Raw genomic sequence first — 21,761 nt, 5'->3', positions numbered from 1 at the left:
GAAAAGCAGCGCCAAGGGGAATGGCAGCAGCGCAGTACTTCGCTTGTACAAGCATCTTGGCGCCAGTACCATTACGGCTCTCTTTTTCCGGCAGGAGCGGTTGCATGATTGCGGGCAGTATGGTGGCACTGGTCACACCCATGGATGCACAAGGTCGTCTCGACTGGGACAGCCTGAGCAAACTGGTGGACTTTCACCTGCAAAACGGCACCCACGCCATCGTGGCGGTCGGCACCACAGGTGAATCGGCCACCCTTGACGTGAACGAACACATCGAAGTGATTCGTTACGTGGTGAAGCAGGTTGCAGGGCGCATTCCGGTGATCGCCGGTACCGGCGCCAACTCGACTCGCGAAGCCATCGAGCTGACCACCAATGCGAAGACCGCCGGCGCCGACGCTTGCCTGCTGGTCACTCCGTATTACAACAAGCCGACCCAGGAAGGCTTGTACCAGCACTTCAAGGCCATCGCCGAAGCCGTCGACATTCCGCAGATCCTGTACAACGTGCCGGGCCGCACGGCGTGCGACATGCTGACTGAAACCGTGATCCGCCTGTCTACCGTGAAAAACATCATCGGCATCAAGGAAGCCACCGGCGACCTGAGCCGTGCCAAAGCCATCATCGATGGTGTCAGCAAAGACTTCCTGGTTCTGTCTGGTGACGACGCCACCGCAGTCGAACTGATTCTGCTCGGCGGCAAAGGCAACATCTCGGTGACCGCCAACGTTGCCCCGCGCGACATGGCCGACCTGTGCAACGCTGCCCTGAAAGGCGATGCCGTTACGGCCCGCGCGATTCACGAAAAGCTGATGCCGCTCAATAAAACCCTGTTTATCGAATCCAACCCTATCCCCGTGAAATGGGCTCTGCATGAAATGGGCTTGATGCCGGACGGTATCCGTCTGCCGCTCACCTGGCTCAGCGCTGCCTGTCACGAACCGCTGCGGCAGGCCATGCGCCAGTCCGGCGTACTGGTTTAATTGAGGAAGCACTACGCATGAAGCGATTGGCCGGACTTTCCGCACTTGCCTTGATTATCTCCAGCACCAGTGGCTGTGGATGGGTCTGGGGCCCGGAAGGTTATTTCCGTGACCGTGGTAGCGATTACCTGGAAGCGCAACAGACTGCACCCATGCAATTGCCGCCGGACGTCAGCACCGCCAAACGTCTGGACCCGCTGCTGCCTATTCCGCGTAACGTCGCTGATGACACCGTCAAGGGCGAATACGTCGTGCCGCGTCCGCAGCCGTTGTCGGCCGGGGCCGACGCTACCGGGTATTCCCTGCAAAAGACCGGTGATTCGCGCTGGATCGTTGCCCAGAATCCACCCGCTGAAGTCTGGCCAGTGGCCGTGCAATTCTTCCAGGACAACGGTTTCCGTCTGGACGAACAGCGTCCGCAAACCGGTGAATTCACCACCACCTGGCAACATTCCGACGAACTGTCTGCAGCGATGGCCAAACGCCTGAGCGCAGCCGGCGTCGCCACCGACAGCCAAACCCGCATTCGAGTGCGTATCGAGCCGGGCGTGCAACGCAACACCAGTGAAGTCTATGTGGTCAGCGCCGAGCGTCCTGCCGGCAGCTCCGCCGATGTGGCCTTCACCAACCGTTCGGTCAACACTGGCCTGGACGCAGCACTGGTCGACGACATGCTCGCGAGCATGAGCCGCACTTCTGAGAAGGGCGGTTCTGTTTCGATGCTGGCTTCGCGTGATTTCGATACGCCAAGCCGTGTCAGCCTGAGCGAAGACGGCAGCGGCAACCCAGTACTCAACGTGGGTAATGACCTGGACCGTGCCTGGTCAAGCGTCGGTCGTGCGTTGGAACAAGGCGAATGGCGCGTTGAAGACATCAACCGCAGCCTGGGCCTGTACTACATCAACCTTTCCGAAAAAGCCGAGAAGAAAGACGAGAAGCCTGGCTTCTTGAGCGGCCTGTTCGGCAGTGCGCCGAGCAAGGAAGAAGTTGAAGCCCGTGCCGAGCGTTATCAGGTTCGTCTGAGCAAAGTGGGCGAGAACGTACAGGTCACCGTCGAGAAAAACATCAACACCGTGGCGCCGGCAGAAGTGGCGCGCAAAGTGTTGAGCGTGATTCAGGACAACCTGGGCTGATCACATGCGTTTTGCCGTTCTCGGCAGCGGTAGCCAAGGGAACGGCACGCTGATAGCCAGCGCTGACACGTATGTACTGGTCGATTGTGGTTTCTCCCTGCGGGAAACCGAAAAACGCCTGCTGCGATTGGGTGTGAACCCGGCTCAGCTGAGCGCGATACTCGTGACCCACGAACATGCCGACCACGTGCATGGCGTGGGTTTGCTGTCTCGGCGCTACAATCTGCCTGTCTACCTCAGTCGCGGTACCCTGCGCGGGATGCGCAAACCGATCGAACCGGCTGGCCTTCTGGCTGGCGGCGAGCAACTGCAGATCGGAGCACTGAGTATTGGGGTCATTGCCGTGGCCCACGATGCTCAGGAGCCGACGCAGTACGTCTTCAGTGACGGTGAGCGGCGCTTCGGCCTGCTGACTGACCTGGGCTCGTATTGCGACAAGGTGCTGGACGGCTATCGGGACCTCGATGCGTTGATGATCGAGTCCAACCATTGCCGTGACATGCTCGCTCGTGGTCACTACCCGTACTTTTTGAAGCAACGGGTGGGCGGTGAACTGGGACATTTGAACAACCATCAGGCGGCATTCCTGGTGGCCGAGTTGGGCTGGCAAGGCCTGCAACACCTGGTCCTGGCCCATCTGAGCAGCAAGAACAACCTGCCGCAGCTGGCCCGGCAATGTTTTGTCGACACCCTCGGGTGCGACCCGGACTGGCTGCAATTGGCCGATCAAGATTCAGGGCTCGACTGGCGACACATCGCCTAGCCCACCTACTTAGCAAGCGGAGCCCATCATGGAAAAACGTGAAGAACTCTACCGCGGCAAAGCCAAATCGGTTTTCAAGACCGACGACGCTGACCGCTTGATCCTGCTGTTTCGCAACGACACCTCGGCGTTCGACGGCAAGCGCATCGAGCAGCTCGACCGCAAAGGCATGGTGAACAACAAGTTCAACGCCTTCATCATGCAGAAACTCGAAGCGGCCGGCGTACCGACCCAGTTCGACAAACTGTTGGGCGACAACGAATGCCTGGTGAAAAAACTCGACATGATCCCGGTCGAGTGCGTCGTGCGTAACTATGCCGCTGGCAGCCTGGTCAAGCGTCTGGGCGTCGAAGAAGGCATGAAGCTCAACCCTTACACCTTCGAACTGTTCCTGAAGGACGACGCCAAGGGCGACCCGTTCATCAACGAATCCCATGTCGTGGCCTTCGGTTGGGGCACCGCCGAGCAACTGGTTCGCATGAAAGAACTGTCGCTCAAGGTCAACGAAGTCCTGAGCAAACTGTTCGACGACGCCGGCCTGCTGCTGGTCGACTTCAAACTGGAATTCGGCGTGTTCTCCGACGGCTCCATCGTCCTGGGCGACGAATTCAGCCCGGACGGCTGCCGTCTGTGGGACAAGGCTACCGGCAAGAAAATGGACAAGGACCGCTTCCGTCAGGGCCTCGGTGATGTCATCGAAGCCTACGAAGAAGTCGCCAATCGTCTCGGCGTACCGCTTTAATCGACGCAAGCATCTGATAGCACGGAAAAATTTCGCTTAGGGGGTTCGCTTCCGGCAAAAGTGTTGTTATGATGCGCGCCGTTGGAGAGATGCCAGAGTGGCCGAATGGGACGGATTCGAAATCCGTTGTACCTTCACCGGTACCTAGGGTTCGAATCCCTATCTCTCCGCCATTATTGAATAAGACTAAGCCCCCGTAATCGTTGAAGATTACGGGGGCTTTTTCGTTTCTGGCGTTTGGTTTAGGGCAAATTTAGGGCATCACCAACGTAGTAGCCCGTCCAATACTCCCTCAGAGCCTTAAGAAAAACCTCAATCTGATACCCTCCAAGTTACTGTGCTATGGGAGAGGGGGGAAAAAAAGAATGAGTTACGACGCTAAGGTTTTCAATGTGATGGTCGCTTCACCTGGGGACGTCGTCGATGAAAGGGACGCTTTTCGAGAGGTCATCCACGAATGGAATGTAATCCACTCTGAAGCAAGAAAAGTCGTGCTCATGCCTGTTGGGTGGGAAACCCATTCCTCACCTGAGATGGGGGACGAGCCCCAGAAGATCATCAATAAGCAAGTGCTTCATAGCTGCGATCTTTTAGTCGGTATTTTCTGGAACCGAGCTGGAACTCCGACCACGGAATTTGCGAGTGGCACTGTTGAGGAAATTGAAAGGCATATAGCAGCTGGGCGCCTGGCAATGTTGTACTTTTCGAGGAAACCGGCAGCGATGGATGATGTCGATTTTGAGCAACGTCAGGTTCTTAAAAGGTTTCAATCTACCTGTCGGAGCCGAGGCTTGTACGAATCCTTCGATAGTCTCGATGAGTTCAGAGGCAAATTCTCCAGACAGTTACAGCAAAAATTGAATTCTCAAGAAATGTTCAAGCCTCCACAGATAGAGGGCATTAATCGATTGGTCGTGTCTGAGGATATGAGTTCAGAAGCTCCATTATTATCTCCTGATGCTAAGACTTTGCTGAAGGTGGCGAGCCAGGATTCGTACGGTGTTGTTATGTATGTACGAGATATCAGCGGTTCCGCCCTCCAGTCCAATGGTGAAACCCTCTACCAAGGTAGTGATCGAAGAGAGCTGGTTAAATGGGAGGCGGCTTTGCGGCAGCTTCAGACGGCAGGGTTGATGATCGAGACAGGGAAAAATGGGGGTTTTTTTGAAATCACCGCGGCGGGCTACGAAGTCGTAGATAAAGCGGGCTTTTGAAACAAGCACCTTAGCTATCTTGAGGTGTAGTTCGAGCACACCTCAAGATAGTGAGGGTGTAACTATTCTCTGTTTTCCCGAAAACCGAGCATCTTAGATACGATACCCGCCATGCTCTTAGTATCGTTAGGAATCCACCGCCCATAGTGCTTCCTAACCATCGTCGTATCCGCATGCCCAAGCTGCCGAGCCACCCACTCCACCGGCACATAACTCGACAGCATCTGACTAGCAAAAGTATGCCGACACTGGTTCGCCCCTCGATGCCTCACCCCAGCCTTTTTCAAATGCTCAGTAAACCAGATACTCAGCATCCTCCCATTCCATAGCAACCCGCTTGTGGAGCTGCGAAATAGAAACTGCACCTCCTGCTTCTTGATGCTGATGTTGTCCCGCTGAATCACCTTGATCTCCTCGCAAGGCGCCTCCTTAGCCGCAGCAACAATTTCCCTCATCAAATCAAGGGCCGGATCAATCAGCTCCACTACGCGCAATCTGGTGCGCTCCTTGGGCACCTTGAACTCCCCGACAACCGATGCCCGGCGGACATGCACCACGCCGGCAACCAGGTCTACGTCCTCCGCAGCCAGCGCGATGAGTTCCGAGAGCGATAATCCGGTCCAGCAATTGAAAACGATCATTCGGGTGTCCGGTGATCGTGCGGGGTCCCCTTTACCGATCAACTCGATTTCATCTCGGCTAAAGGGGTCTGCATGTTCGGAGTCCGAATCTGAGCCAACGTTATTAATCCGGTCCAGAGGATTGGCTTTCAAGATCCCATCGCCGAAGGCATCAGCCCAGACCCCGCGAACAACCGTGAAAATGTCGTTCACCGTTTTTGGGGCCAACCCCTGTTTAAGCAACTGCGCCTGAAACAGCGCGATGTCACTCTTGCTGATATCGACGATACGGCGTTTACCGAATTTCTTTGCGACGTGAACGGCCTTGCTCACGTAGTTGATGACAGTACTAGAGGCTTTTTGCGCTCGCTGGACTTCAAGCCATCGATCGATGCCTTCTTGGACTGTGCGTTTAGTTGCCGGTCCCCCCGTCCCCGAAAACATCACGGCGCGCGGGGAATTGGGAAAGTGGGCCGCGTAATCGAACCGCCCCTCTTTGATTTCCGTCATGATCGTTCGGCGCTTGTTGTCGGCATAAGCAATTGAGGCCTTGTTGACCTTGGCGATGCCGTCCAGTGGCTCGCGGCAGCGCTGGCCATTTAAGGTGAACCAGATCCGCAGCTGCTTGCCATTCATCTCAACGCCGGTCGGTAATTTGTCGGTCATGGTTGTCCCTCCATCCACCGTTCAATCGCCGCGCGGTTGTAGACGATTACGTTGGCCGGGTCCCAGCGCCAGTGTTTGCCCTCCAGCCAAATGCCTTTAGAGCGGTACTTGCGAACGGCCTCGGTGCTGAGCCCGAAGACTGGATACAGCAAGTCCTGACGAAACCACGCGCCAGAGCTGATGTAGATTCGGTATTTGTCGCCGGGAAGGATTTCGGCAACTTCATTGATAGCTACTGAACATGTCGCGGTGTTTTTCATTGGGTTGCTCCCTGCATTGTTTCGTTATGCTTTAAATATCCAGCACTTCACCGTCATCGAACGGCTAGCCAGTGGGTTTTTGGCGACCTGCGAAGCACGAACGGCGCTGTACGTCGCTTTATTGCTCTCAAGCCATTTACGGCTACGGCTGGCGGTCAGCAGTGACCTGAGCGTTTTCAGGTCGGCCAGGCTCTGCCGATGTTCGCTGGCCAGCTCGGCGAATTCATTCAGATTGATCGCTATAAGTTGTGGGTCATTGCTGTGATTGACCTGAGGCCCTTCACCCAGGCTTTCCAGGTAGTCGAAGACCTCCCAGAATTCCGCCACCATGGGATGGTCAGCGCTGATCGCGGATTGCCGCTCCAGGGCCATGGTGGTCAGTTGCTGGTGAGTGGTGACCACCTGGTTTTCATCCAGCGGGCAGACCAGGCACAGGCAATCCACCAAGGCCATCATCTGGCTGTGATTTTTGATGATCCGCTCAACGCGGATTTCTTTAATCTTGCGCAGGCGTTGTTCATGCACCGTCACACGCTCGGCGAACTTCGCCATTACCTGTGGTTCAGCCCGCACGGCCATCAGCAAAAAGTGACTCAACTGTTCTACCGGCATCAGGTTCAAGTTGTCAGCGGCTGCACGGCTCTCTGTGGTCACTTCTGGGCGTGTGAAGTGCGACTTGATAATCCGCGTCAAGATCGCCTCGGACGCACTGACTGCAGCGTTCTGGCTGATGGCGACGGTCCCTCGAAACGGCGGTTCGTAGGTCTCGTTGCCGCTGGTTTTCATGCCTTTGGTGCCGAGTGTGCCGCCGCCGAAGAAATCCTTCAGTTCGTCCCAGTCGAAGCTCTTGGCGTGGACCTTGTCCGGCTCATTCCGATCGCCTTCGATAAACACGACCGGCATGTTGGAGATTTGGCCCATGGCGCGCTGACGTCCAGCCCGGGTAGATTTTGACGGGTCAAACCCTTCGTGTTCCCGCCCCAGTAATTTCCACAGAAAGTTCAGAAGCGTAGTTTTGCCTGCACCGGCTTCTCCCGTGAGCTCATGGAAGGGGAAGGACTTGTACTGCGCCCGGATCTGCTCGGCGAACAGTGAACCGAACCAGAACGCCAGGGCGACAATGCCCTTGGCGCCAAAGCACAGCCACAGCATCGGTAACCAGTCGGCGCGGTATTGTTTGCTGTCGCGCTGAATGTGCATGGTGATCGACTTTTGCAGCGTCTTGAGCCGCAGCTTGTCGAACTCGAAAAAGTCCTCTTTGTTGACCACGCTGATGATGCCGTTGCGCACCGCGAGGTCGCCGAACACGTAACAGCGGTGCTGTTTGCTGTAGCCGACAAAATCGATGGTCGCCACGGTTTTCAGGCTGAAGAGTTGATCCTTCATGATCTTGTCGAGCTGCTTGCCGCTGCCGGTGAACACCGCGCCGGCGGCCATGCTGAGCAGGCGTTTCTTGAACTCGCTGGCGGCGGCAACCTGGCCACCGGTGAAGGTGTTTTTGACGCTGCCGCTGTCGTGAGGGAAATCAACACGGAAGTAGTACCAGGATTCGTCGGTCACTTCGTTGCGTTGGAAATACAGTGCCTGCGGATAACAGTTGGCAATTTCCACTACGCCGCCGCATTGCCGTAAAGCCTTTTGACGGCGTTGCACTTCGTTGAGTAGTTGATCTTCATGGCGGTCGGAAGCCTCCAGCATCAGCATGGCCTTGCTGAACTTCTCCAGGTCCATCTTGAACCAGTACAAACGACTGTCGAAGCCGAAGTGAAATTCATGGCGCTCGCGCCAGTCGTACATCAGCACACCTTTCTCTGATGCGCTTTCAGCGATCAGCAGAGAGCCATGGTAGCGAGCGGTAGCCAGGTCTTTTTTGATCTGCTCGGCACGTAGTGTTTCGTCATCGATGAAAGCCCAGCGCTGGTGCAGGTCATTCCAATCAACCTTGCGGCTATCCGGTTGAGGAATTTGCGCGGCTTCGCATTCATAGCCCAAGGCGCGAGCCTGACGCACCCAACGCTTGGTGTATTTGTGCGCGCCGGGTTCGTTGTCCAGCGCCCAAATCAATTTGGGTAGCTTGCCGCCGCGTTGTCGTGACAGCTCTTTCAACGAGTCTTCGGGGTAGGCGCCGGACGACATCGCCGATACCGCTGCAATGCCGTTATGCACCAGAGCAATGGCATCGAAAATACCCTCGACGATCCACAGCTCTTTGACTTCCAGCAGCTCCACACAAGGCGGGTACCACCACACGCCACGCGGACTATCACCCGGTTTAAACCGTGCTTTCATCTTGCCGAAGCGGTGCGGCCGATCAATCAGCCGTTCCCAATAACCGCCCTTGTCGAGAGCGAAGCGCACCGTCGCACTGCCGGCATTCAATGTGTCGGAAAAATACGTGTCCTGAGTAAACCAGCCCTGAATCAGATCGAGGCGAAAGCCACGCGCAAACTCCAGATAGGCTCGAGCAGTCGCGGTAGGGAACTGGTCGGAGGAGGGCGCACGCTTGCTCCAATCGTCGAACAGATCCTCGTAGATTTCCTTCACATGCCAGGTCTGGCCGCACTTGCCCCGGCCGCAACGGATCATCCACGGGGCGTCGTGGAAGGCGTACAGCTCTTTCTTCCTGCAGGCCGGGCATTCGCCTTCGCGCATGTATTTTCCGGCCTTGTGTTTGAGGCCGTAATCGGACAGAAGCCGCTGGAGGATGTCGGCGCGTAGTTCGTGCTTCATGTTCATGGCGTTTACTTCGCTTCGCCGAGGCTGTGTTTGAGGGCACCAATCAGGCGTTTTTGCGCCGCCATAATCGGGAAGGCGGCGAGCAGCGAGCCGTGTCGCAAACCCTCGGGGATCAGGCGAAAGCGGTCGTCATACCAGTACTCGTTGAACTGCGCTGAGTACTGGGTGCGCAGCGTTTTAAGCAGGACTTCGGCCTGCTCACGGGGCAGCTTTGCGGTGATGGCGACGTTAATTTCCATGGTCCACTTCAAATTCCGGGCGCAGGTCACCCTTACCCATCGGGGCATAGGTGTGAGGTTTGTTTGGTGGGGGTTACAGCGTGCTTTGCGTTGCGCGTGGTTGTGGGCTGTCCTGGATTTCACTCCAGGCCAGATGCACCAGCTTTGTCGCGGTACTGGTGGGCACTTCAAGGGCCACAATCAAATGGCGTACGCAGCTTTCGAAGAGCCGATCGGAGTCGGACAGGTAGTGCGCCTGGTGACGCAGCAAATAAGCGCGAGCGGCTTCCTGCATGCTGGTGCGGTAATCCTGAAAAGAATCTTGGGTAAGCGTCATGGTGCGGTCTCCGGTCCTTGGTTCGGCAGCAGTTCGAGCTGATCGTTGGTTTGTTTCATGGCTTCACGACGCAGGGCCGTGTCTGCCAGTGGAAGCTTCACGGTTGGGTTGGCCATCCCGCTGGGGCTCATCTCATGAGTCATTTCGAACTCGGCGCGAACCGACCAGCCACAGGCTTCATTGGTGCATTGCAGATAAGCGACGCGTAGAAAAATATGGGTCCCTTCGCTGGTGCGTATCCGCATTCGGGAGTGGCAATGAGGGCAAACCAGTTTGTAAGTGCTCACTAAATGCATCCTTGCGCTGTTCTAACAACGGGGTAGAGCGTCCGCCTTATTAATCGATGGTGCCTTCTTTGATGCCCAGCAATACGGCGGCTCGATGTGCCTGCCCGCGGCGTCCCTTTTTTCGCCCATTTAACAGGTCGCTGACCAAGTTGCTGCTCAGTGCATGTTGGCGAGAGAACTCAGCGAGGCTGATTCCTTTTCGATCAAGTGCTGCTCGGGCTTGCTCGGTGGTTAAAGGGGCGGGCATAGTGTCCATTCGTGGGCATCCGGGTTGAATTTTTCGCCATTATGCCCAAACATTTTGGCCTGTAAAGGGTGAAAGCTTGAAAAGTTGTGCATCTACAGAACACTTGGACGTTGCCGTGGGTGAGCGCCTACGTGAAGAAAGGACGCGACTGGGCCTTAATCAAGAAGCCTTTGCGCAACTGGGTGGCATCACCCGCAATACCCAGGGCAGTTACGAAAAAGGCGAGCGAAACGCTGATTCTGTCTACCTCTCTGCCGTGGCCGCGGCCGGTGTTGACGTGCTGTACGTCTTGACTGGCGGGCGTTTGCTGCGCGCTGTCGAAGGACTCAACGAGGCCGAAGAACGCTTGATCCAGCAATTCAGAACGCTGTCCGATTATGACCAAAAAGCTGTGCATCGCATTGTCGGCGCCATGTCCGAAGTCACCTGCCTTTCCAACGCCAAGAAATAACTCGTCGATATTTAACATTCGTTACGACGGATTTCGATTTTGATTTTTCACGCTCCTAAGTAACGTTGCGCCTGCAATCACTTAACGGAGTAGTGTGCATGTTGGATCAGGATAATAAAGAGAACATTCGCGGGGATAACACCAGCGAAAATTCTGAGCTAACACAAGATGAGTCGAATCTTCTTACATCGTACAGAGAGATGTCTGAGGCTGATCAGGGCTATATCCTGCATTTCGCGCAGACGCTGGCGGCGCTCTGACCGATGTAGGAATTAGGGGAGCCAGTTCAATAGTGTTTGACTGCACCAAGTACTCTTAAAAGAACCCGGCTATTCGCCGGGTTTTTTATGCGCGACTCGTTACTACTATTTGGCGACTTTCATGGCCGCTCTGACAGGTCGCGGCGTAACGGCTTTGACCACATCATCAATCACCGCTTTCCCCAGAGCCGTCAAATAGTGCGCGGCCCACGAAAAACGGTCGGATTCTCTGTCGTAAGCCGCATCTTTTGAAAGCGCTTTGGCCAGGAACAGCAGATCGGATGCCATGGCCAAGGCTGCGTCGACAGGAACGCCGGCGCTGACATGGAACAACGGATTGTCCACGCAATAGATGCAGGGGGTGAGGCCGATGGTTTTAGCTTCTAATGGCTCGGTCATTTGCCACCTCCGTTGATGAGGTGGTCGTGGGATGTATAGCTAGAAAGGTATCCATTGTTTTGCATTTGCAGCTCCTTGATTTGAGGAGTCGCTACCATCCTTCCTACGGGATGAGGTGGCGACCGTACGCAGGGTAGGAATACCGGGAATCAAGGCACCCGGCACACCCGAAGGTGTCCCGCGCACAGCCGCCATAGAACGCTATTGCGGACACAAAAAAGCGCCTGCAATACTTATTGGCGCTGTGACGCCTTAATTCATTTCAGGTTCCTACACCTGGTCGCTGATTTTGCAGCGACGACTGGAGAGTATCCCGCCGAATATAAGGCTTACAAGACGGTAGTCTGCCAAAACACCCAGCAAGCGTACCCTCTCACGCAAGTCTCGGATTTTGCCTACAACTTCAACGAGAGTCACCCAGATATTCTGATAACCGTGCAACACAAAACCTGAACATCTGGCAAGCAAAGACCGCTCAGGGCGCCAGTTTATTCACTAAGTCGCCCGCCGGAAATTCTCAATTTTCGGTTTTGCGATGAGTCCCCAAAAAAAACGCCGGTTACCCATATCTGGATAACCGGCGTTTTTATTGAGTGCGTGTCGGATGATTCACTTCATGCATCGGCGGTGTAATCCGCGATTGCTTAGCCCTGTACGGTATCATGATATAATACCATGAATAACAAACAGCTCAGTACCCTGAAAGCAGTGTTTGCGAGGCCGACCCCAGCCACCCTGGAGTGGGCCCGCATTGAGTCCCTGTTCGGTGCCGCTGGCGCCAGAACCATTGAAGGCAATGGGTCCCGGGTTCGTTTTGAACTGAACGATGTGGTCGCCACTTTTCACCGACCCCACCCAGACAAAGAAGCAAAGCCCTACCAGGTTCGTGATGCCCGGGCTTTTCTTGAACAAGCAGGAGTCATCCCATGAACGTAATGAATTATCAGGGCTATGCCGCCCGAATTGAATACAGCGACGAAGACGGTCTGTTTGTGGGCCACATCGCGGGTATCAAAGACGTCGTTGGGTTTCATGGCGAGTCAGTACGTGAGCTTCGAGATGCATTTGAAGAGGCCGTCACTGATTACCTGGACACATGTGCCAAGCTTGGCCGTGAGCCGCAGAAGCCTTATTCGGGCAAGCTCAGCCTGCGTTTAGCGCCGGCACTCCACGCGACTGTCGCCGTAAAAGCGCAGCTCGCCCACAAGAGTATCAATCAGTGGGTGGCTGATGTCCTAGATCGTGAGGCGCATGCCTAAGCCTCATGTACATGAACAAGACCAAACGACAGGCGAAAAAAAACCGCCCTTGCGGGGCGGTTCTTTTGTAAGCCTCAGCTTGCGGCTGGAGCTTGGTACGTCTCACGGGAAACATTGGCGTAAAACCATATTATTGATTCTTCCCCGGCCTTACAACGTTTTTCCTTTCGCGACTGGCGGCTCTGGAGTGCGTGGAGCGCTTTATTTGATGCTCGCGGTTCGATCCACTGTGCAGCGATTCGGCACAGCCCGAAGAGAAGCGCACACGACTAAAATCTAAACGCCTGGCGAAAAAAAAACCGCCTTTGCGGGGCGGTTCTTTCGTAAGCCACAGCTTGCGCCTGAGGCTTGGTGCATCTCACGGGCAACACTAGCGTGCATCCATCTTATGAATCTTCGCCCTTCCTTGCAACGTTTGTTGCCTTCTGAGGATCGCGCCACTGGAAGATTTGAAGCCATAGGGCGGCTCGTACCGTCCGAAGCGCAGAGCGCATGACCAGCGACTAAACGACAGGCGAAAAAAAACCGCCTTTGCGGGGCGGTTCTTTCGTAAGCCTCAGCTTGCGGCTGTAGCTTGGTACGTCTCACGGACAACATTAGCGTGGGGGCATAGTATTAAGCTTTGCTTATCCTTGCAACGTTATTTTCCATCGATTGATTCACGTCATATGAAGGCATCACTAGAGAATTTCGGTGTTCTAAGCGATAGAAATAACCTGACAGAAATAACGTTTTACAAAAACACATCCTCCCTTTGCCTTGGAACGTCAAAGACCAGCCGCTGCGCTGAAGTTTCTAGGTTAATATGCCGGCGCTCACATGCTAATGCGGCTGTGAGGTTTGGCCGGTTACATAACAGTTTCACGCCCTCTGACACGGTTTTGCACCCGTGCCGGATGTTAGTTCGGGGGGGACTCAACCGGCCGCCTCATGGACAACATTAGCGTGTATGTCCGAAGGCTCGTGTGATCCGGTAAGTGCGCTGGAGGTTTGGCCCCCAACCTGGAGGCCAAAACGTATGAAGCTTTTGCTGCGTACGCTGAGCCTCGTATGGAGATCGTTTCAAGCGTTTCGCTTTTACGAGTTCCTGCGAGACCACTTTGACGACCTGAAGTAACGGTCGTTAATGCGGGGGAAGCCCGTTTCAGTTTCGGCTGAGACGGGCTTTTTTTTGCTTTATAAAAACTGTCATAAGTAGGATTTATCCTGCATTGCTTTCTGATGTCTGTAGGACGCTTCGTCGGCATCTGTAGGTGACATCCTAAGATTCTGAATATACTGGTTATGCGTACAGTATTTGGCTCGGAGTCCGACTTGATGAAAACCTCAACCACAACGGCAGTCCCCGCCGCCCGAAATGATTTTTCCCACTGGCAAGCCATGCTTGCAGACAAGGCCGCGCTACTCGCCCAGCCAGGCGCTCATCACAAAGCCTTACTGACTGAAGCTCATGCGCTACACGACAAAAAACTGATTGATAACGGCGACCTCTGCGATCTACTCGAGCTGGCAGACGCGGCGCTGGCCTTTGCCGTCGAATCAATGCTCGACATCGATAGCGACGAATAGGGCCTCTATATGCACCTACTGGTGACCCCGATGAGATCTCGCGGCATCGCGCTCGATGCTAAGGCACGGCGCCGTTACCCCCCGATCAAAGGAAATGTCATGGTGAACTCATCGGTCTGCAAGGAGTTGGGGCGGGCCACGAACGTCGCCCGTGTAGACGTGGGCATGCCACTTGATCCTGATCCCTTGCCGCCCTTACTCGATGCAACGCTTGCAGGTATGGCTGTTACTGGTTTTGTGCTTAGTGGCATTGAGTACATCGAAGGTTGTGCCTACGCACAGTCTTGGTGGTGTCGGATTGGGTAGGTATGTAGGAGGCGTTCCATTTGGGTCGAGAATCGGTCACTCATCGTTGAGCGCTCCTTCTGCATCGATGGGTTTGAACTGCTCGGCATACCGCAGCAGCTCTAAGTTGATGCTATCTGTTTCCGGTGAGAAGTGAGCGTCGCGGTGGCAGTTCGGGCAGAGCGCCACACAGTTCCAGACGCGATCGCCCATCTTTACTCCCAGAATATGATGAACGTCGAGAAAGCCGTTGTAGGTGCGGTGACTCATACATCCATGCCGTTCGCAGGAATGGGTTCGTTTTAGTACGGCTGCCCTGACTCTTCGATCACGGGGGTATTCAGCACGAAGCACAGGGCGTTGCACTGGCGCGTCTGTGCCGAGCATGGAGTAATCGATCAGCGGGGGGCAGTCGTCCATGGCGTCCTCATCAATCAAAGACGTCAGCATAGGTAGCTTCACCAGGTCGACTACGCCCGGCCATTTCCAAAGTACGTCAGCGACTTGGTGTGCCCCTGACGTTCGTTGATCCATGAGATAGACAGTCGGACTGTTTCCGTTTTTGGCGTGATTCTTCTTGATGTTTTTCATCTGGCCGCTGTCGATCAACTCTTGGCTCACTTTAGCCTGAGCGTCGAAGATGCCTTTCAGATCATTGCTGGGTATTAGCGCCGCGTAGACGATGACAGCGCCGTCTCGCTGCAGGATTAGGTTGTGCGTTACCCCTTGCTCCAGATCGCGTTGCATTATTTTTTGAAGGGTCGTGTCCCAGTTATCATCAATCAATCGTGCACGTAGCTGGGCTGCGGAGAACCTCAAGTCCTCGACACTTCGTCTTCGCCAGCATAACCGAACCCGCATTCTCACCCGTTGGCCTTGAGGCATGCTTGCCGAGATAAGCTGGGTGATAGCTGAGCCCGAAACGTGCCGGCTTTCATCGATGTCTTGAAAACCACAGGCTGCGAGGAAGGGGGCAACCGCATCCCGGGTGATTCTTTCGGCGTGGATGCTTTCCTCTGTACGGAAGGGACGTGTCAACGTGATGTTCTCCTATTGGCAACTGGCGCACTGAATCCCGTAAAGCCGTATGGGTACCGAAACGAAAGCAGGGGCCAATGGCCCCTGCAGTCGTGCGTTACACCTGTTGAAGAATCCTGATCAGGCGGATCGACCAATATGCGGCCTGCAACGCTCGAATCAGTTCTTCAGGAAGATATCGACCAATGAATTTCTTCATTCGCTCAAACTCCAAAGGAAAGCTAAAAGCTGCGATTCTATTTAAGAACTCACAGCACCTCCCACTCAGCTCAGTGACGTACTCTGTAATACGTGTAAACATTGTATTTACATTGATTACTTTTTTGTCGCGCCGATTGCGTGAATACAACTCACGTAACTTATGCCATATATTGACAACCTAACCGGGTTGACGAGTGCGTCACGTAGCCATACCCTTCGAAGTGCCAGCAACAAAGAAGTATGTCTGTAAGTGGTTGAGCAAGATGCTACCACAGGTTTTCGGTAACGAATCAACCTGAAAACGTCTGCCTGAAGCCCGCACCCTGTGCGGGCTTTCTCGTTTCAGAGCCCGGCTCTGCATCAAATCAGTTCGGGCTGTATCGGGATTTTCCGGCAACTGGCGGATTTACTAGGGTCGGGCTATTTTTCGGGGCCTTGTCGGCACTAACGGCAACAAGTTATTGTGGTGACGCAAACGCCACAGGGTATCCGACGAACGGTAGTGGTCGACTTTAGATAACTAAACTGCAACGCAGCCATTTCCGAAATGGCAGGCGAGGTACATAAGTACAAAGGTACGTAAGTACATAAGTACATAAACTTCCCTCTCAACAAAGTGCACGCGCAATTAATTAACCATATATTGACAAGCCGAAGCGTTTTGACCGCTCTCAGCCCATTACCCCGCCCTTATCAATCCCCGCCCAACCCACTCCGCGACCTGCGTAACAACGGCGTTTCCCGCACCGAAAGCCTCTGCAAGGTTGGCCGCATCCAGTCCGAGGCAAAACCCATCATCCTCAGCCGTTCGCTGCCGCTCAGCCATCTGATCCCATCCGTTCGCGTGAGCGACGAGAGTGGTACAGCCCAGAGAGATCTGGGAGCCGGCCTTGCTGGCCAATAGAGTATTGGCAGCCCAGGCATCCGCGGGGCGTGGCCACTGGATCGATTGAGACGCTGGAGGTATTGCGTCCACTGGCGCGGCGTCAGCCAGGAACTCGAAGGGGGGCATTTGTCGATAACCTGCGACCAGGAATATTCGACGACGTTGCTGGGGGACTCCGAAATATTGAGCATTAAGCACTCGCCAAAATCCCACATACCCGCAGTCCGCAAGGGCCCGGATGACTGTTTCAAAGTCTTGGCTATCGTTGACAGCGAGCAGGTTAACGACGTTCTCAAGGACCACCCAGCGAGGTTGAGTTTCTTTGAGGATTCGTATGACTTCCCAAAACAATCCGCTGCGTTCGCCGCGTAGTCCGCGGCTGTCTCTGTTGCTTTCTCGGGCACCAGCGATGCTGATGTCCTGGCAAGGGAAACCGGCGGTGATGACATCGACAGGGGACAGGTTGTGGGCGCCGCAATCACGCACGTCTTCAAATTGGCGTGCATGGGGAAATCGATCGGCAAGCACAGCCCGGTTGATGGGGTTGAGCTCAACTTGCCAGGCGCTGCGGTAACCGGCGTTTTCAAATCCGACATCAAAGCCTCCTATGCCTGCGAACAGGCTTCCAATGGTGGGTCGCTGCATTCATGAACTCGTTGTTCTGGATGCTCGCGGCACGCTGGGGGGGAGGCTCGGGGCCTTCAAGTGGTTGAGTGTCCGGCAACGCGGGCACTTGATCTGTAATTCAATAAAGCCGCTGGCGGCGGCGAGTTTGCGGCGGCACTGGCCGCAACGTATGTCCTGCATGAGATCGTCCTTGCTCATGTTTTATCTGCCTGTATCCGCGTCCACTGCCGATCAACCGCCCGTTTCGCCGCTTTCTCAGAGGCGTACAGCCATGACATCCGTTTCGGCTTACTTTGATCTCCAGCCATCACTGTCTTTTCCTTGCCGGTCTTCCTATGGCGGTAGTGGGCAATGACACCGGTAAAGTCCCCCTTATTCACATCGACCAGGCTCTCGACGCTGTCATCCGGCAGCTTGCTCTCCAGCGCCAGGCTGACGGTGTAGCCGTTGTCTGCGCTGAGGGTGTGCTGCACGTTCCCGCCGTACCAGATGATTTCATCGATCTCGTCCTTCACGCCCTGGAGCGTATAAGTCAGTTCGGGAATGAGATCCGGCCGCCCCAGTGCCAGCGTGTAGCTGAGCGTGGCGCTACCACGTTGGAGGCGATTGAACTCGGCCCGGGCCGCGCGCAGGGCGGAATGGCGGTCGCTGTAGGTGTGGCGCAGTTCCTTGAGGTGTTCGCCGCCGCCGGCAAGGGCTGCCTCTTTCCTGGCGCTGTTCACGTCATAGAAATAGGCGCGCACGCCGTCGTAGGTGTCGCGGTCGGCTTGCAGGTAACGGTGCTGGTCACCGTCGGCGCGGGTGAGGGTGATGTGCGGCAGCTCGGCGCCGCTGGCGGTCTTGCCGCCACCAGATGGCAGACATAAAAGGCAACCGGCCTTGATGGTGACCACCGCGTCGAATTCCTCACCGATTCGGCTGATCAGGTTGGCGTCGGATTCGTTAGCCTGGTCGAGCTGCAGAATGGGCAAGCCAGTGAGGGCGGCGGCGATGGTTGCGGTCAGACCGTTGCCCAAGGCGATGTCGCTAAGAAGGTCGCCGAGCGTGGTGTTACTCCAGCTGCGTTCGCGTTTGGTCTTCAGGCTTTTACGAAAGTCCGCCGATCGTGCGCGGATGCTCAGCACGTCCGGGGCGCCGCTGTGTTCGATTTCATCGACTGTGTAGGTGCCTTTGTCCACAAGGCCGATATCACTCCAGCCGAGCCAGAGCCGAATGATCGCGCCTTTGGGCGGAATCGCCAGTAGGCCGTCGTGGTCGCTGAGGCTGAGGGTCAACTGGTCGGCCTCGATCCCTCGGTTGTCCATCAGATCGAGGCTTATCAGCCGAGGGATGATTGCAGGGGCGATGTCCTTTTCATCGACGGTGATGCGGATCGCCGGGACGGGATAACTAGCGTTGCGCTGGTAGCGCTCGACGGCGTCATTTAGGAAACCGGTCACCCGTGAGAGCGCAGCATCAATCACAGCAAGCTCCTCATGATGCTGACGCCCACGCTGGTCCCGGCGCCAATCAGGTCAATGCGGTCGTCGTCGATTCGCTTGAGGCTGAGACTAAATTCGATCCGGCGCGGTGTGCCGTCGCGAAAAAACACCGTTTTGGTTTCGTTCAAGCTGTCGATCACCCACAGGCCGTAGATGCGGCCGCTACCTTCCACCATGGGCCACGCCTTGCCGGTGTTGGCCATTAGGCGCAAGGCATCCAGGCTGAGCGCGCTGCCGGCCAGCTCCGGGAGGATGACGCCGGGGAGGGTGATGGCGTCGTCACCACGCCCAACAAATTGCCGAGCCGGGGCTGCGCCGACGCGTGAGTTGCTGACGTGGCGCCATTCGGTCTGGCGTTGCAGTGTTTGATAAGCCGCAGTGGAAAGGCTGAAGACGAACATGCCCAGGGCAAGCATCATGGGGACTACTCCAGGTCGGCCAGGCGGCTGCGTTGACGGGCATCTTTCTCGTACTGGACGCGGGTCAGCTCAGCGCGCACGGCGCGACCAATCGCCAGCGGGTCCATGCCGGGTGTCGAGTGGATGGTTATTTCGTAGGTGTCGTGACTGTCATAGGCCGGTCGCTGGGCAGGTTTGAGTGGTGCTCCGTTATCAACGGTCAATGAAGACGGTCTAGTGTTCTGCGCGAGCGTGATGGCCCGGGTCGTGGCCGTGAGTCGATTGCTGACCACGGTCATCGCACCGATAGGCTCATGCTGGCTACGCTCCAATCCTTGGGCGAGGCCCGCCATGGTGAAACCACCCAGTTCGGCGAACACCCGCGACGGGCTCTGGATACCGAGCTTTTCCTTGAACCAGCCAATGGTCGAATCGCTGATCTCGCCCATGACGTCTTTGAGTTTGCCGAAGCCGGCTTTCAGCCCTTTGACCAGACCGTCGATGATCATCCCGCCGAACTCGGTAAAGCGGCTGGGCAGTTCGATGCCCAGGTATTTCATCACTGCCGAGAAGGCACGGTAGAGCAATCCGATGGGGCTGAAGTTGGCCAGGGTCTTGAGGATGCCGCTCGTGCCGCCGTTGAACCCGGCTTTGATTTCCTTCCACGCGTCGGTGAAGTAAGCCTTCACCGCGTCCCAGTTTTCGTAAATCAGGTAAGCCGCCCCGGCGATGGCGGTGATCGCTAACCCGATGGGGTTGAGCATCAATGCACGCCCAAGCATGAGCAGCGCTTTGCCAACGAAGGGCAACACGAATCGGCCGAGTTTCCACAACAGGCTGAGCAACCCGGGCAGTCGAAGGCCCATCAACGCGAACATCAAGCGCAACGCCGCAAACGGCAGCAGGACGCTGGCCGCGGCCATCAACAACCCGCCGAGGGCGATGGCCAGGGCGGCGATGATGGCGATGGTTTTCACCAGCCCGGCGGCGAGGTTGGGGTTTTCGTTGGCCCAGCTTTTGATGCCTCGAATGACCTCAGTGACGGACTGTATCAGCCCGCGCAATGGCCCATCCTGCTGGGTTTGAAGCTCGATACCGAGATCTTCCCAGGCACTGCTTAAAGTCTTCAAATCACCCTTGAGGTTGTCGGCCATAACGCTGGCTGTTTGCGACGCTTCGCCCTGGCTTTGACGCAGGTTCCCGATCAACTTTTGCAGCTCACCGGTGCCTGCTTGCTCCACCAGTTGGGCCATGCCTTTGACCGCTTCTTCACCGGCGATGGCTTTGAACAGTCCGCCTTTTGAGGCGGTGCCCAGGTCTCGGGTTTTGTCGTAGATCTCTTTGAGAATGTCCGGCAGGTTGCGCAAATTGCCGTGGGCGTCGGCGGTGGCGATTTTTAGTTGTTCCAAGGCTTTTTCCGCGGCCTTGGGCGGGGCGGCCAAGCGGTTCATGATGGAACTGAGTGCGGTGCCGCCCATGCTGCCTTGCAGACCGGCATCACCCAGCTTGCCGGCCATGGCGGCGGCCACCTCCAGCTCGACTCCGTAGGTTTTCGCCATGGGCGCGGCGTACTTCATGGTGTCGCCGAGCATCTGCAGGTTGGTGTTGGAGCGCGTAAAGGTCCCTACCAACACATCACCCAGTTTGCCCATTTGGCCGGCGCTCATGCCGAGTCCGGACAGGATATTTGAAGCGATGTCGGCGGTCTGCGCCAGATCGGCGCCGCCAGCGGCCGCGAGGTCGAGCATCCCCGGCATGGCGGCTTTGATCGCTGCAGGATCGAAGCCGGCCATGCCCAGAAAGCCTTGAGCGTCCGCCGCCTGGCCGGCGGTGAACTGTGTTTTGCCGCCCAGTTCGCGCGCCTGGTTGCGCAATGCCCCGAGCGCTTCTGAGTTCCTATCAAGCCGGGAGATCGCCTGCACTTTGCTCATGCTGGCGTCGAAGTCGATGCCTGGCGCGAGCAGCTTTGCGCCGACATACAAGGTCGCACTTCCGCCAGCGGTGGCGGCGGCACCTTTGCCCGCCATGTCGCGGGCGAGGTTTTTGGAGTGATCAAAGGTCGTGCGAGCTGCTGCCAGCCGTCGCTGTTGAGCGCCAAGGGCCGCGAGACGTTTGGTTTGTTCGCTAATGCTGTGGTTGGTTGAGCGGACCTGGTCTCGCAATTGGCGCTCATGGTCACCGAGGTTCTTGGTGCTGACGCCGGCAGCGTTCAATCGACCCCGCAGGTTCTGCAGCTGCTCGCTGTTGAGTTGATGTTGCTGCTTAAGCTTCTGCGCCTCGCGTATAGCCGCGCGAAAGTCCTTGGACATGGCTTTAGTGGGTGCGCCCGTGGCCGAGAACTGCTGACTGAGTGCCTTGACCTTGTCCCGCGCGGCGCCGAGGGCTTGTTCGGTGTGCTCGGCGGCCGCACGTTGTGCGCGCCAGGCGCTGATGTCTTTTTGTTGCGCGTTGAGTGCCTTGAGGCTGTCGCGCGCTTCTTTGAGCGCCCGGGCGGCGCCGATGCTGCCGTGGTTGATGGCCTTGAGTGGGCGAGTCGCCTTGTCGATGGCGCTGAGCAGCACCCGAAGTTTTAAGTCATTCGCCATCGGCGATGCTCCGCACCCTGGCGCGCTCGCGCCATTCCATCAGCTCTTGCAGGCCCAGCTGATTCATATCAGCCGGTGCCCAGTGAAAGACCACCGCGAGGTCAGCCATGGCGTCC

Annotated in this window: 26 protein-coding genes and 1 tRNA gene; 12 read left to right on the top strand and 15 right to left on the bottom strand. The window is 56.3% G+C overall.

Going from position 1 to position 21,761, the window contains the following annotated elements:
• Positions 1 to 104: 104 nt before the first annotated feature.
• From dapA to QRN31_RS02810, 6 genes are all read left to right on the top strand, one after another.
• Positions 105 to 983, top strand: a complete 879-nt coding sequence (gene dapA, locus QRN31_RS02835) for a 4-hydroxy-tetrahydrodipicolinate synthase (RefSeq protein WP_090181221.1) — start codon at positions 105 to 107, stop codon at positions 981 to 983.
• 17 nt (positions 984 to 1,000) lie between these two features.
• A complete protein-coding gene (bamC, locus tag QRN31_RS02830) occupies positions 1,001 to 2,116 on the top strand; it encodes an NlpB/DapX family lipoprotein (RefSeq protein ID WP_285430081.1) in 1,116 nt (371 codons plus the stop codon).
• Between the two features lie 4 nt (positions 2,117 to 2,120).
• Positions 2,121 to 2,879 (top strand): MBL fold metallo-hydrolase, encoded by a 759-nt coding sequence (locus QRN31_RS02825; RefSeq protein WP_222590155.1) that lies wholly within the window; start codon positions 2,121 to 2,123, stop codon positions 2,877 to 2,879.
• A 28-nt stretch (positions 2,880 to 2,907) separates the two neighbouring features.
• Positions 2,908 to 3,621, top strand: a complete 714-nt coding sequence (gene purC, locus QRN31_RS02820; RefSeq protein WP_008034929.1) for a phosphoribosylaminoimidazolesuccinocarboxamide synthase — start codon at positions 2,908 to 2,910, stop codon at positions 3,619 to 3,621.
• Between the two features lie 83 nt (positions 3,622 to 3,704).
• A tRNA-Ser gene (locus tag QRN31_RS02815) sits at positions 3,705 to 3,794 on the top strand.
• A gap of 192 nt (positions 3,795 to 3,986) precedes the next feature.
• Positions 3,987 to 4,835 carry a DUF4062 domain-containing protein gene (locus QRN31_RS02810; protein WP_285430078.1) on the top strand — a complete coding sequence of 283 codons (849 nt, stop codon included), beginning with the start codon at positions 3,987 to 3,989 and terminating at the stop codon, positions 4,833 to 4,835.
• A 62-nt stretch (positions 4,836 to 4,897) separates the two neighbouring features.
• Here QRN31_RS02810 and QRN31_RS02805 read toward each other — a convergent pair whose 3' ends face one another.
• The 7 genes from QRN31_RS02805 to QRN31_RS02775 all read right to left on the bottom strand — a co-directional run bounded on the left by QRN31_RS02805 (position 4,898) and on the right by QRN31_RS02775 (position 10,206).
• Positions 4,898 to 6,121, bottom strand: a complete 1,224-nt coding sequence (locus QRN31_RS02805) for an Arm DNA-binding domain-containing protein (protein ID WP_285430077.1) — start codon at positions 6,119 to 6,121, stop codon at positions 4,898 to 4,900.
• Positions 6,118 to 6,381 carry an excisionase family protein gene (xisR, locus tag QRN31_RS02800; protein ID WP_285430075.1) on the bottom strand — a complete coding sequence of 88 codons (264 nt, stop codon included), beginning with the start codon at positions 6,379 to 6,381 and terminating at the stop codon, positions 6,118 to 6,120. The genes QRN31_RS02805 and xisR overlap by 4 nt, the downstream gene beginning before the upstream one ends.
• 24 nt (positions 6,382 to 6,405) lie before the next feature.
• Positions 6,406 to 9,117, bottom strand: coding sequence for a bifunctional DNA primase/helicase (locus QRN31_RS02795; RefSeq protein WP_285430073.1), 2,712 nt, complete (start codon positions 9,115 to 9,117; stop codon positions 6,406 to 6,408).
• A gap of 5 nt (positions 9,118 to 9,122) precedes the next feature.
• On the bottom strand, positions 9,123 to 9,356 hold the full coding sequence (locus tag QRN31_RS02790) for a hypothetical protein (protein ID WP_285430071.1): 234 nt from the start codon (positions 9,354 to 9,356) through the stop codon (positions 9,123 to 9,125).
• A gap of 73 nt (positions 9,357 to 9,429) precedes the next feature.
• Positions 9,430 to 9,672: a hypothetical protein gene (locus tag QRN31_RS02785; RefSeq protein ID WP_285430069.1), complete on the bottom strand. Its 243-nt coding sequence runs from the start codon at positions 9,670 to 9,672 to the stop codon at positions 9,430 to 9,432.
• On the bottom strand, positions 9,669 to 9,959 hold the full coding sequence (locus QRN31_RS02780; protein ID WP_285430068.1) for an Ogr/Delta-like zinc finger protein: 291 nt from the start codon (positions 9,957 to 9,959) through the stop codon (positions 9,669 to 9,671). The genes QRN31_RS02785 and QRN31_RS02780 overlap by 4 nt, the downstream gene beginning before the upstream one ends.
• 49 nt (positions 9,960 to 10,008) lie before the next feature.
• Positions 10,009 to 10,206, bottom strand: a complete 198-nt coding sequence (locus QRN31_RS02775; protein WP_285430385.1) for a DNA-binding protein — start codon at positions 10,204 to 10,206, stop codon at positions 10,009 to 10,011.
• 115 nt (positions 10,207 to 10,321) lie between these two features.
• Between QRN31_RS02775 and QRN31_RS02770 the strand changes: the two genes are divergently transcribed.
• Together QRN31_RS02770 and QRN31_RS02765 are read left to right on the top strand one after the other, a co-directional pair.
• Positions 10,322 to 10,657 carry a helix-turn-helix domain-containing protein gene (locus QRN31_RS02770; RefSeq protein WP_285430066.1) on the top strand — a complete coding sequence of 112 codons (336 nt, stop codon included), beginning with the start codon at positions 10,322 to 10,324 and terminating at the stop codon, positions 10,655 to 10,657.
• Positions 10,658 to 10,755: 98 nt separating this feature from the next.
• Positions 10,756 to 10,917 carry a hypothetical protein gene (locus QRN31_RS02765; RefSeq protein WP_285430065.1) on the top strand — a complete coding sequence of 54 codons (162 nt, stop codon included), beginning with the start codon at positions 10,756 to 10,758 and terminating at the stop codon, positions 10,915 to 10,917.
• Positions 10,918 to 11,022: 105 nt separating this feature from the next.
• Here the strand turns inward: QRN31_RS02765 and QRN31_RS02760 are convergent, their stop codons facing one another.
• On the bottom strand, positions 11,023 to 11,316 hold the full coding sequence (locus QRN31_RS02760) for a DUF3077 domain-containing protein (protein ID WP_285430064.1): 294 nt from the start codon (positions 11,314 to 11,316) through the stop codon (positions 11,023 to 11,025).
• A 675-nt stretch (positions 11,317 to 11,991) separates the two neighbouring features.
• Between QRN31_RS02760 and QRN31_RS02755 the strand changes: the two genes are divergently transcribed.
• The 4 genes from QRN31_RS02755 to QRN31_RS02740 all read left to right on the top strand — a co-directional run bounded on the left by QRN31_RS02755 (position 11,992) and on the right by QRN31_RS02740 (position 14,450).
• On the top strand, positions 11,992 to 12,246 hold the full coding sequence (locus QRN31_RS02755) for a type II toxin-antitoxin system HicA family toxin (protein WP_285430062.1): 255 nt from the start codon (positions 11,992 to 11,994) through the stop codon (positions 12,244 to 12,246).
• Positions 12,243 to 12,575, top strand: a complete 333-nt coding sequence (locus QRN31_RS02750; RefSeq protein ID WP_285430061.1) for a type II toxin-antitoxin system HicB family antitoxin — start codon at positions 12,243 to 12,245, stop codon at positions 12,573 to 12,575. The genes QRN31_RS02755 and QRN31_RS02750 overlap by 4 nt, the downstream gene beginning before the upstream one ends.
• A gap of 1,317 nt (positions 12,576 to 13,892) precedes the next feature.
• Positions 13,893 to 14,144, top strand: a complete 252-nt coding sequence (locus QRN31_RS02745) for a hypothetical protein (protein ID WP_285430059.1) — start codon at positions 13,893 to 13,895, stop codon at positions 14,142 to 14,144.
• Positions 14,145 to 14,153: 9 nt separating this feature from the next.
• The gene (locus QRN31_RS02740) at positions 14,154 to 14,450 is read left to right on the top strand and encodes a hypothetical protein (RefSeq protein WP_285430057.1); all 297 of its coding nucleotides are present in this window, start codon (positions 14,154 to 14,156) and stop codon (positions 14,448 to 14,450) included.
• Positions 14,451 to 14,486: 36 nt separating this feature from the next.
• Here QRN31_RS02740 and QRN31_RS02735 read toward each other — a convergent pair whose 3' ends face one another.
• The 7 genes from QRN31_RS02735 to QRN31_RS02705 all read right to left on the bottom strand — a co-directional run bounded on the left by QRN31_RS02735 (position 14,487) and on the right by QRN31_RS02705 (position 21,754).
• Entirely contained in the window at positions 14,487 to 15,467 is a 981-nt protein-coding gene (locus tag QRN31_RS02735; RefSeq protein WP_285430056.1) for an HNH endonuclease signature motif containing protein, read from the bottom strand.
• Between the two features lie 880 nt (positions 15,468 to 16,347).
• Positions 16,348 to 17,199 (bottom strand): DNA cytosine methyltransferase, encoded by an 852-nt coding sequence (locus QRN31_RS02730; protein ID WP_285430055.1) that lies wholly within the window; start codon positions 17,197 to 17,199, stop codon positions 16,348 to 16,350.
• On the bottom strand, positions 17,200 to 17,361 hold the full coding sequence (locus QRN31_RS02725) for a Com family DNA-binding transcriptional regulator (protein WP_285430384.1): 162 nt from the start codon (positions 17,359 to 17,361) through the stop codon (positions 17,200 to 17,202).
• 14 nt (positions 17,362 to 17,375) lie between these two features.
• Positions 17,376 to 18,644 (bottom strand): phage late control D family protein, encoded by a 1,269-nt coding sequence (locus tag QRN31_RS02720; protein WP_285430054.1) that lies wholly within the window; start codon positions 18,642 to 18,644, stop codon positions 17,376 to 17,378.
• The gene (locus tag QRN31_RS02715; protein ID WP_285430053.1) at positions 18,641 to 19,081 is read right to left on the bottom strand and encodes a phage tail protein; all 441 of its coding nucleotides are present in this window, start codon (positions 19,079 to 19,081) and stop codon (positions 18,641 to 18,643) included. The genes QRN31_RS02720 and QRN31_RS02715 overlap by 4 nt, the downstream gene beginning before the upstream one ends.
• Positions 19,082 to 19,086: 5 nt before the next feature.
• Entirely contained in the window at positions 19,087 to 21,645 is a 2,559-nt protein-coding gene (locus tag QRN31_RS02710) for a phage tail tape measure protein (protein WP_285430052.1), read from the bottom strand.
• Positions 21,635 to 21,754: a GpE family phage tail protein gene (locus QRN31_RS02705; protein WP_285430051.1), complete on the bottom strand. Its 120-nt coding sequence runs from the start codon at positions 21,752 to 21,754 to the stop codon at positions 21,635 to 21,637. The genes QRN31_RS02710 and QRN31_RS02705 overlap by 11 nt, the downstream gene beginning before the upstream one ends.
• Positions 21,755 to 21,761: the final 7 nt, after the last annotated feature.

This window comes from Pseudomonas sp. fls2-241-R2A-110 (assembly GCF_030209165.1).
Classification (GTDB): domain Bacteria; phylum Pseudomonadota; class Gammaproteobacteria; order Pseudomonadales; family Pseudomonadaceae; genus Aquipseudomonas.
Note: the sequence above shows the minus strand (reverse complement) of the source record. Positions and strands in the feature narration are given on the sequence as shown.

Excerpts from the sequence above, each read along its gene's own strand:
- dapA (WP_090181221.1), top strand. The coding sequence starts at position 105 with ATGATTGCGGGCAGTATGGTGGCACTGGTCACACCCATGGATGCACAA.
- bamC (WP_285430081.1), top strand. The coding sequence starts at position 1,001 with ATGAAGCGATTGGCCGGACTTTCCGCACTTGCCTTGATTATCTCCAGC.
- QRN31_RS02825 (WP_222590155.1), top strand. The coding sequence starts at position 2,121 with ATGCGTTTTGCCGTTCTCGGCAGCGGTAGCCAAGGGAACGGCACGCTG.
- purC (WP_008034929.1), top strand. The coding sequence starts at position 2,908 with ATGGAAAAACGTGAAGAACTCTACCGCGGCAAAGCCAAATCGGTTTTC.
- QRN31_RS02810 (WP_285430078.1), top strand. The coding sequence starts at position 3,987 with ATGAGTTACGACGCTAAGGTTTTCAATGTGATGGTCGCTTCACCTGGG.
- QRN31_RS02805 (WP_285430077.1), bottom strand. The coding sequence starts at position 6,121 with ATGACCGACAAATTACCGACCGGCGTTGAGATGAATGGCAAGCAGCTG.
- xisR (WP_285430075.1), bottom strand. The coding sequence starts at position 6,381 with ATGAAAAACACCGCGACATGTTCAGTAGCTATCAATGAAGTTGCCGAA.
- QRN31_RS02795 (WP_285430073.1), bottom strand. The coding sequence starts at position 9,117 with ATGAACATGAAGCACGAACTACGCGCCGACATCCTCCAGCGGCTTCTG.
- QRN31_RS02790 (WP_285430071.1), bottom strand. The coding sequence starts at position 9,356 with ATGGAAATTAACGTCGCCATCACCGCAAAGCTGCCCCGTGAGCAGGCC.
- QRN31_RS02785 (WP_285430069.1), bottom strand. The coding sequence starts at position 9,672 with ATGACGCTTACCCAAGATTCTTTTCAGGATTACCGCACCAGCATGCAG.
- QRN31_RS02775 (WP_285430385.1), bottom strand. The coding sequence starts at position 10,206 with ATGCCCGCCCCTTTAACCACCGAGCAAGCCCGAGCAGCACTTGATCGA.
- QRN31_RS02765 (WP_285430065.1), top strand. The coding sequence starts at position 10,756 with ATGTTGGATCAGGATAATAAAGAGAACATTCGCGGGGATAACACCAGC.
- QRN31_RS02760 (WP_285430064.1), bottom strand. The coding sequence starts at position 11,316 with ATGACCGAGCCATTAGAAGCTAAAACCATCGGCCTCACCCCCTGCATC.
- QRN31_RS02755 (WP_285430062.1), top strand. The coding sequence starts at position 11,992 with ATGAATAACAAACAGCTCAGTACCCTGAAAGCAGTGTTTGCGAGGCCG.
- QRN31_RS02750 (WP_285430061.1), top strand. The coding sequence starts at position 12,243 with ATGAACGTAATGAATTATCAGGGCTATGCCGCCCGAATTGAATACAGC.
- QRN31_RS02745 (WP_285430059.1), top strand. The coding sequence starts at position 13,893 with ATGAAAACCTCAACCACAACGGCAGTCCCCGCCGCCCGAAATGATTTT.
- QRN31_RS02740 (WP_285430057.1), top strand. The coding sequence starts at position 14,154 with ATGCACCTACTGGTGACCCCGATGAGATCTCGCGGCATCGCGCTCGAT.
- QRN31_RS02730 (WP_285430055.1), bottom strand. The coding sequence starts at position 17,199 with ATGCAGCGACCCACCATTGGAAGCCTGTTCGCAGGCATAGGAGGCTTT.
- QRN31_RS02725 (WP_285430384.1), bottom strand. The coding sequence starts at position 17,361 with ATGCAGGACATACGTTGCGGCCAGTGCCGCCGCAAACTCGCCGCCGCC.
- QRN31_RS02715 (WP_285430053.1), bottom strand. The coding sequence starts at position 19,081 with ATGATGCTTGCCCTGGGCATGTTCGTCTTCAGCCTTTCCACTGCGGCT.
- QRN31_RS02710 (WP_285430052.1), bottom strand. The coding sequence starts at position 21,645 with ATGGCGAATGACTTAAAACTTCGGGTGCTGCTCAGCGCCATCGACAAG.
- QRN31_RS02705 (WP_285430051.1), bottom strand. The coding sequence starts at position 21,754 with ATGGCTGACCTCGCGGTGGTCTTTCACTGGGCACCGGCTGATATGAAT.